This is a genomic window from Streptococcus fryi, from assembly GCF_053206505.1.
In genome coordinates, this window is the sequence record NZ_JBRUGW010000079.1 from 1 (window position 1) to 1,139 (window position 1,139).

Sequence of the window (1,139 nt, forward strand, 5' to 3'; positions counted from 1 at the left end):
ATTCCGAAACTTTGACAACTTTAAAAGAAGGATTTTGATTGCCTTGAACATCAAAAAGGAGAGAACCAATCTGATTCTCTCCAGATGTTAGCTTTTCATCTACCCACTACAGTTGACAAAGAGCCCTTTTCATCTACCCACTACAGTTGACAAAGAGCCACAGTTGACAGTGAGACAAACCAAAAACAGCGGATTTCTCCGCTGTTTTTAGCTATCTAACGAGATAAACATCTAACCTTAGATAAGAAACATTTTTTATTTCTTTTTGCGACGAGGTGATACTAGACCTATTGACGCAAGAAGTGTTCCTAAACCGAATACAGTTGTAGCAACTGAACCCGCATCACCTGTCTTAGGTAATTCAGTCATTTGAGCTGGTTCTGCTGGTTTAGCTGGTTCTGCTGGCTTACCTGGCATAACTGGTTTAGCTGGTTCTGCTGGCTTACCTGGCATAGCTGGTTGAGCTGGTTCTGCTGGCTTACCTGGCACAACTGGTTTAGCTGGTTCTGCTGGTTCTGCTGGTTTACCTGGCACAACTTGAGTAGTTGGTACTTTACGGTAAACATTCACAACATTACCATGTTTATCAGTCGTAGAAGATACTAAAACATATCCTGAAAGTTCTTTATTTGGATGAGAACCATCTGCATTTGGTGCAATAACATTGCCTTCTTCATCTACAAATGAAGTATTTACTTTCTTATAGACATAGATAGTATTACCGTTAGCATCTACAGTAGTTGAGCTGATATAGTATCCTGGGATTTCTTTACCTGGCTCATTACCTTCTACTGTTGGGCTTAACACTTTACCATTTTCATCTACAAATGAAGTCTTAACTTTGCTATAAACATGGACTGTGTTACCATTTGCATCTACAGTAGTTGAGCTGATATAGTATCCTGGGATTTCTTTACCTGGCTCTTCACCTTCTACTGTTGGGCTTAACACTTTACCATTTTCATCTACAAATGAAGTCTTAACTTTGCTATAAACATGGACTGTGTTACCTTTTGCATCTACAGTAGTTGAGCTGATATAGTATCCTGGGATTTCTTTACCTGGCTCTTCACCTTCTACTGTTGGGCTTAACACTTTACCATTTTCATCTACAAATGAAGTCTTAACTTTGCTATAAA

Annotated in this window: 1 protein-coding gene; it reads right to left on the reverse strand. The window is 39.1% G+C overall.

Features of this window, described 5'->3' with window-relative positions; translation table 11 throughout:
* Positions 1-255: 255 nt before the first annotated feature.
* Positions 256-1,139, reverse strand: an 884-nt coding sequence (locus ACVRZH_RS10150) for a MucBP domain-containing protein (RefSeq protein WP_447455145.1), incomplete at its 5' end; no start/stop codon positions are given.